Origin of the sequence: Methanobrevibacter sp., assembly GCF_045577275.1 — an archaeon.
GTDB lineage: Archaea > Methanobacteriota > Methanobacteria > Methanobacteriales > Methanobacteriaceae > Methanobrevibacter.
In genome coordinates this window covers 1-7,794 of sequence record NZ_JAZNIB010000233.1, presented here as the reverse complement: position 1 = coordinate 7,794, position 7,794 = coordinate 1, and the positions used below count along the sequence as shown (strand labels likewise).

General features: G+C 32.4%; 7 protein-coding genes. 3 read left to right on the top strand and 4 right to left on the bottom strand.

The window, feature by feature from the left end; translation table 11 throughout:
* Positions 1-118 precede the first annotated feature (118 nt).
* Entirely contained in the window at positions 119-700 is a 582-nt protein-coding gene (locus tag ACKI67_RS06655; protein ID WP_407462672.1) for a 30S ribosomal protein S3ae, read from the bottom strand.
* Positions 701-1,440: 740 nt separating this feature from the next.
* Between ACKI67_RS06655 and ACKI67_RS06650 the strand changes: the two genes are divergently transcribed.
* The 3 genes from ACKI67_RS06650 (at position 1,441) to ACKI67_RS06640 (ending at position 5,239) form a co-directional block, all read left to right on the top strand.
* Positions 1,441-2,241 carry a class II glutamine amidotransferase gene (locus ACKI67_RS06650; RefSeq protein ID WP_407462671.1) on the top strand — a complete coding sequence of 267 codons (801 nt, stop codon included), beginning with the start codon at positions 1,441-1,443 and terminating at the stop codon, positions 2,239-2,241.
* A gap of 135 nt (positions 2,242-2,376) precedes the next feature.
* The gene (locus ACKI67_RS06645) at positions 2,377-3,777 is read left to right on the top strand and encodes a hypothetical protein (RefSeq protein ID WP_407462670.1); all 1,401 of its coding nucleotides are present in this window, start codon (positions 2,377-2,379) and stop codon (positions 3,775-3,777) included.
* A 19-nt stretch (positions 3,778-3,796) separates the two neighbouring features.
* Complete coding sequence (locus tag ACKI67_RS06640; protein WP_407462669.1) at positions 3,797-5,239, top strand: glutamate--cysteine ligase; 1,443 nt, start codon at positions 3,797-3,799, stop codon at positions 5,237-5,239.
* A 19-nt stretch (positions 5,240-5,258) separates the two neighbouring features.
* Here the strand turns inward: ACKI67_RS06640 and ACKI67_RS06635 are convergent, their stop codons facing one another.
* From ACKI67_RS06635 to ACKI67_RS06625, 3 genes are all read right to left on the bottom strand, one after another.
* Positions 5,259-5,843: a flavin reductase family protein gene (locus ACKI67_RS06635; RefSeq protein ID WP_407462668.1), complete on the bottom strand. Its 585-nt coding sequence runs from the start codon at positions 5,841-5,843 to the stop codon at positions 5,259-5,261.
* Positions 5,844-5,872: 29 nt separating this feature from the next.
* Positions 5,873-6,211 carry a NifB/NifX family molybdenum-iron cluster-binding protein gene (locus ACKI67_RS06630; protein ID WP_407462666.1) on the bottom strand — a complete coding sequence of 113 codons (339 nt, stop codon included), beginning with the start codon at positions 6,209-6,211 and terminating at the stop codon, positions 5,873-5,875.
* Between the two features lie 11 nt (positions 6,212-6,222).
* A partial coding sequence (locus ACKI67_RS06625) for a ClC family H(+)/Cl(-) exchange transporter (protein ID WP_407462664.1) occupies positions 6,223-7,794 on the bottom strand: 1,572 nt, incomplete at its 5' end.

The window sequence follows — 7,794 nt, the reverse complement described above, 5'->3', positions numbered from 1 at the left end:
TTTAAATAGTTTAAATAGTTTAAATAGTTTAAATAGTTTAAATAGTTAAAATAGTTAAAATTGAGTAAATTGATAATTAAAAAAAAGTTTAAAAAAAGAAAAAAATAAAATATTAGATTTATTTATCTAATACTTTACTTTTGATGATTTCCACTCTTTTAAGAGGATAGATTTTTTTAGCTTTGTGGTAAATTTCAGAAGCTAATCTACCGTTTACAGAGTTTTCTACAAGTTCATCAAAGGTTTTTTCACTTGCTACTTTAGTAACTAATTCGTTGATGGTTTCTCTCATGAATTTTTGTTGGGAAGATTTTGCTCTTCTGGTAGTTACAGCTAATACATGGAGTTTTAATTTACGGTCATCTTGGGTAGTTACAATAACAGGTGCGTCGATTCTACTGGTTCCTCTTCTGATCATACTTCTTACGTAATCAGTAGTGGTTTTGTGACCAGTGAATTTGGTGGTTGCAATATCTCCAGCAACGTTGTCTACTTCAAATTGTAATTTGATGTATTGTTTGGAGAAGTCACCGGTTAATTCTCTCATGGTTACTTCTACAGTTCTTCCGTATACAAGTTCTGGGTCTCTTGCAGGGGTGGTACCAATTTCTTTGTCTCCGAATGCTACAGGAGTTTTAATAGTGTACCAAGATTTTTCTTTCCAAGTGTCACGTACTCTACGTCTTTGTTTCTTTGCCATTATATCATTTCTCCATTGTTTTTGACGTAATTATTTTTTAGAATAATTAATTTTTTGTTTTTTTTTAGTTTGTTAATAAAACATAGCCAAGGCTAAACTATAATTATAGTATAAAATAGGATAGAAATTTGACTATGATATAAGTTTTAGTTAAATCCAATGCTTTAGACCTGAATTAATTTCAGATAAATAATCATCAGATAGAATAAAAAATATAATATTAAATTCACAGGTTATGGGCTAATGTCACTTTAGATATCTGAAGTGGCCTTATATCAAAAATAGATACAAAAATAGTTATAAAATTTGATTATAAGCTAAATAATTTTTATAATCTATATTTTACCTGCTCTGGAATCAATCCATTTAAATTAAAATAATATCATAAAAGTTTTAAATAAGTTTAAAACCCGCCCATAAAGGTTATTGTTAGTTATGATTTTTATAGTATTTAAATATTATCAATATTTCATTTTTTATTTTATTATTTTCTATTAATTTCTCAATATATATTTGAAAATTTTTAAAATCTTTTAAGAAAATGCTTTTAAAGAACTTTACTTATTCAATGATATATTTATTATATAGTTTAATAAAATATAGTTTTAATATATTTTTATTTATATCTTATTGTTTCGTTGGTTTACTACTAAAACATTTAAATAATATAAAAAATATAACAATTGTTATAACATTATTTTTGGTGTTATTTTTTCAAAAAAATGAAAGGAGGTAAAAAAATGTGTGAGATCTTTGGATTTAGTTCATCAGAAGAAGAAGAGCTTAATGATTATCTGAGAGAATTTTATAGCCATTGTGAAGAACACCCTCATGGTTGGGGATTGGCTATTTTAGATCAAGATAAGTATAGCGTAGTTAAAGAGCCAATAAAAGCTCGCAACAGTATAATGTTAGGCAATATCTTATTAAATCCTATTGTTTCTAAAAACGCTTTAGCACACATTCGCTTTGGCACTATTGGTGAAAGAGACTTTTATAATTGCCATCCTTTCGTTAAAAAAGATAATTCCGGTAGGAGATGGACTCTTATCCATAATGGGACTGTTTTTGACTGTCCTGACTTATGTAAATATGGAACTATTGAAGAAGGGGAAACAGATTCTGAAAGAATTCTTCTAGCTATTGTTGATTTAATGAATAGTTTTGAATCTTTTAAGGGGGAATCTTTAAGTTCAAAAGAGAGATTTGACATAGTTGCTGACTTGATAAGCTTCATGGCATTATCTAATAAATTAAATTTAATATTTTATGATGGGGAGCAGATGTATGTTCATACAAATTATAAAGGCTCTTTATATTATTTGAAAACAGAAAATAGTGTTTTCTTTTCAACTCAAGCTTTAGATTCCAATGATTGGAAAGAAGTTCCATTAAATACTGTACTCTCATTTTCAAATGGGGAGTTATTATTTGAAGCAAAACCACATTCATTTGAATATGTTGAAACCGAAGAGCAGCTCAAGTTTATTGAGAAATTTGCCAATTCTTTAAAAGCTGATGATGGGGAATATGTTTGGTAATTATCCATAGGTTTATGGTTTAGATATGTTTGTTTGAAGAGGATTTGCATTATAAAAAATTATAATTATTAATGTTTTAAAAATGGGGAAATTATTCTTTCGGAATAATTTAAATTACGATGGGGGTTGCATTAAATGGTCAATGATGCAATTACAGATGAAATGATAAGAGATAAAATTTGTCAATTGTTTTTGGAATCCACCAAAAAATCTAAAAAGGAGTATATTGGGATTGAAATTGAGGTTCCAATAATTAATCTTAATAAGGAAGCGGTGGATTTTGATATAGTTCATCGTGTAACTGAATCATTTAAGAATCACTTTAATTCATTTGAAGTTGAAGGCATAGACTATGATGGAAACATTTATGCTTTAAGGAATCGTGAAAATGATGATGTTGTATGCTATGACTGTTCATATAACAATATAGAATTTGCAATGGGCAAGGAAGAGGACTTGTTCACCATCGATGAAAGATTTAGACAATATTATGCTTTCATTAAAAAAGAGTTTGAAAGTTATGATCACACCTTAAGCGGTATGGGAATAAACCCTTATAGAAAATACAATCAGGAGATTCCAATTCCAAATGAAAGATATCTGATGCTTTACAATCATTTGAAGTCTGCTGACAATTATTCTGATTCATTGATGTATTTCCATGATTATCCGGGTTATGGGATGTTTTCAAGTGCCTCTCAGGTTCAATTAGATGTTCCATATGATGAACTTATTGAAAACATAAATGTATTTTCCAAACTGGAGCCAATTAAGGCGTTGATCTTTTCCAATTCAGTCCTTTTAGAGGATAATGAAGATTATGTATGCTTTAGGGATAATCTATGGGAGTATAGTACCCATGGAATCAATCCCCATAATATTGGGATGTATGATATTGAATTTGAGGATATTGGAGAATTGATTTCCTATCTCGAATCCTTAAACATTTATTGTGTAATGCGTGATGGAATTTACATCAATTTTCCTTCCATGCCTTTAAAGGAGTATTTCAATAGCGACACTATTGAAGGGGAGTACTATTGTAAAGGAAATTATAGGAACATTGAGTTTAAACCATCTTTAGATGATATCGAATATTTGAGGGCATTTAAATTTATCAATTTGACTTTTAGGGGAACTCTTGAGTATAGAAGCGTCTGCACTCAGCCTATCAAGGATTCTATGTCTGTTGCAGCTTTTCATGTAGGTTTAAAACATAAAACCAAGGAACTGGAAAAGCTATTTTTTTACGCCCCTATATTTCACGATTGTTATAACATAACAGAGCTTCGAAAATTATTTATAAAAACCGAATTGCCAAGTTCAATTGATAAGGGTGAGGTATATGATCTTGCAAGAGATGTCTTGGATTTGGCAACAGATGGTTTGAAGGAAAGAGGTCTTGGTGAAGAAATATTTTTGGAACCCTTATATAAAAATGTGGAAGAAAGAACAAATCCTGGAAAAAGGATATTGGATTCACTGGAAGAGGGAATAAGTTTAGAAGAAATCATTAAATATTATGGTGAGTTATAGTTATTTAAAGGATGATTAAATGGATAGAATATTCAATTTATCTCAATTGCATAAGAATGCATGTGCAGAGGATTTAAAAAAAGGCTCCTTCGGAATAGAATGGGAAGGATTAAGAGTACGTGGAAATGGAGAGTTGTCACTTAGTCCACACCCTGAAGTATTTGGAAACAAATTATCAAATCCATACATTACAACAGATTTCTCAGAAAGCCAAATAGAGATTATCACTCCTGCATTTGATACAATTGATGAAGCCTTTTCCTTCTTTTCATTCATGTCTGATCTTGTTAACAGTTCTTTGGATGATGATGAGTATTTGTGGTTCCAGTCATTGCCTTGCATACTTCCAGATTCAAGCAAAATCCCAATTGCAAAGTATAAAGGAAAGGAATTGGCCGAAGAGTCAATGGAATATAGGAAAGGATTGGCTAAAAAATATGGGCTTAGAAAGCAAATGATTTCAGGAATTCATTTTAATTTTTCATTCAAGGATGAACTGATAGAAAAATTGTATGAAAACATAGACCTTAGTGAAATAGAAAGGGACAAGAATTCAAGGATTTCCTATCAAGAATTCAAAAATATGGTCTATTTAAAGATATCAAGGAATTACATTCGTTATGTTTGGCTTATAATCTATCTTACAGGATGTTCTGTTGCAGCCCACAATACATTCACTCCTGAATGTACCGATTTGATGGAATGTAATGATGGTCAAGGAGGGGTGTATAGTGAAAGAGGCCCTTCATTCAGAAATGCCTCATGCGGTTATAAAAATTTAGAGCATTTATATCCAAATTATGATTCAGTAGAGGCATTCGCCGCTGATGTTCAGTCTTTCATCGAAGAGGGTAAGCTCTCACAAGCTAAGGAATTGTACACTCAAATCAGATTAAAACCTAAAGACCCAAGAGATGTGCTTTTATCTTTAAGAAATGATGGAATTCAATATATAGAAATAAGAACTTTGGACATTAATCCATTTTATAAATGCGGTTTGATTAAAAAAGATATGGAGTTTCTTCATTTATTCCTCATTTATACATTGATTGCTGATGAGTCAGATTATGAAAATTGGCAAGAGGAAGCTATTTACAATGAGGAAATGGTTGCTGAGGCGGCTTATGATTATGATATGAAACTGATTAAAGATGGTGAGGAAATCAGTTTGGAAGAATGGGGATTAAAGATTCTTGATGAAATGGATGAAATGTGCAGAACATTGGATATTGGCAGCCAATCCCTTATAGATTCAATGAGGCAAAGAGTTGCAGATCCATCCTTGACATATGGAAAAGGACTAATTAAGTTAGTAAAAGAAGAAGGATATATCAACAGTCAATTAAAGTTATCTCAAATTAATAAGTTATCAAGTAAGTACCTTTTAGAGCACAGAGACTTACTTAATAATGAAAAATATAAAAAATATGTTCCTATTGCACTTCAAGGAGCTAAAAAATAATTTTTTTTACTTAAGCGCACTATTTTCTAAACTTGACGCCCACATTGAATGCATCAGCTATTTTATCTCCCACTTGATAGTAGTCGTATAGGACATCATCGTAAACTATTGGATTAAGCAATTTCAAATCCACTTTTCCCTTCTCACCGATAACATCTTCATCTGCTTGAATGTTTACGATTTCTCCGATTATTTGAGTATGGCTTCCCACTTCTACAATATTCATGACTTTGCATTCAACTGAAACCTTCATCTCATTTATGATAGGGGCATTCACTTTTTCCGCTTTTGTTGTAGTGAATCCTACTTTTTCAATCTTATCAACGTCATATCCTGATGCCATTCCAATATAGTCGGTTTCTGCAACTTGGTCTATTGTTGGAAAACCTAAAACAAACTCTTTTCTTTCCAATATGCTTTTAAGGGTCTTTCGCTTAGCGGTTGAATTGATTGCAATCATTACTGCAGGTGGCTTATGGCTGCACATAGCAGCAAATGCAAGTGTGCATGAATCCGCTTTTCCCTCTTCATCATATGCAGAAGCGATAACTGCAGGAGAAGGGTACATCATAGCTCTTGGCTTTAAATTAAGTTTATTTGACATTCTTCACCAACTAATAAAAAGATTATTTTTTAAATTTTAATGTTTTTCATGAAGTTTACATGATCAATATATTTTCTTAAGACTTCTTCAACGGTTCCTTCATCCTTAACAAGTTTTAAACCAGCGTCTTCAGAATAAATTGCAGCTTTAGGGCCAAATTGCTCGCAGATGCATACTTCACAGTCTTCGATTGCTTTGATGATCTTTGGATTTTGGTGTTTCATATCCACTTCGATTTCAACATTCCTTTGGTCTATAAACTTAAATTCATCCTTTTCTTCATCATATTCATAAACAAATAATGATCTTGCCTTTCCAAAGTGCAAATCCACGTTTTCTCCATTTGATGATGCAACAGCGATTCTCATATTTCCACCTTTTATTCATTTTTCCAATTGTTGTAAATCAAGGACTCTATCTTTTGATTATCCTCAGAGTATGTGTTTTGATTCATGATTATGAATAGTTCGTCTGCATATTTCAATTCCAAATCCTCATCTGGGATTAAGGTATTGCCACTTCTTACAACTGAAACGACCATTGCAGATTTTGGAATAGGAAGCTCCCAAATTTTTGTTCCTATCAATGCACAGTCTATTGGCACAACATACTCTTCCAAAACGCTTTTTGTTTTATCGAAATCAATTCCTTTGTTCTTTTTAAGCAATCTCATAAGCAATGTTTCATAGATTGGATCATTTCCAAGGATTGTTGGAATGATATATGCAAGGATTGTCACAACTATCATTGCTACAAGGGAGTTTGTCACTCCAGTCATTTCTGCAATCAATACAACTGCGGTAATTGGGGTTCTCACTGAACTTGCAAACATCGCCGCCATTGAAATCATGATGAACTTATATGCAATCATAGGGTTCAAGCCGAAAATTGGAATAACTATTGCACTGAATATTGCACCGATATACGCTCCAATAACAAGTACTGGGTAGAAAATTCCTCCAGGCGCACTTGAACCGAAACAGAATGCTAAAAGCAAATATTTTCCAATCAAAAGAACGATTAAAATTGATAATGGAGGCAAGGTATATTCTATCAAATGCATCATGGAATATCCTCCACCAAGCACATTAGGCAAAACCAGCCCTACTAATCCAGTTACAAGAAATACAATCACATATTTTGCTTCCAAAGGAAGGAAACTTAATCTGTCCCACATATCAGATGCCTTAATCATTCCAATATTGTAGAGGTAACCTAAAATCCCCACTACAATTCCTAAAAGTATCAATAGCCAGAAATAGTTTAAAGGCAAATCCAATGATGTGAATGGGAATATTGGACTTTGTCCAAAGAATAATTTGGATACCAAGTCAGCAACAACTGCTGAGACCAATCCTACAATGACGATTGACCTGTCAAAACCTTTGTTGATTTCCTCTAAAGTAAAAATGAAACCTGCAAGAGGAGCACTGAATGTAGCTGCAAGTCCTGCTCCACTTCCGCATACCAAAAGACGCTTTTCATCGGTTTTGCTGTTTGGAAGGTATTTTGAAACACCTTTTGCAGCCATTGCACCTAATTGCACGGATGGTCCTTCCCTTCCTAAGGAAAGCCCTCCAAGTGCTGTAAGGGTTCCTCCAATAAATTTGGCAATCAATGTTTTCCACCAGCAGACATCAAAGTATCCTTTCACTTCACCCATAACTATAGGTATTCCGCTTCCCAAGCTGTCAGGATCCCATTTCATTAGAAGAGCTGTTATAAAACCCATGACTGCAAGTATTGCAAACCATGCAACAGTAAGCAGGAAGTCTCCTTGTATGTACTTCAATGTAGAAAATAAGATATTTTCAGAGTTGTCCAATCCAAATCTGTATAATGATACCACTAATCCTGAGAATAAACCGATTAAGGTAGCTTCTATAATTAGCTTGATGTAATATTTTGAATCTTCTACATTCAATCCTAATGTTTGCTTAATCATTTTCAT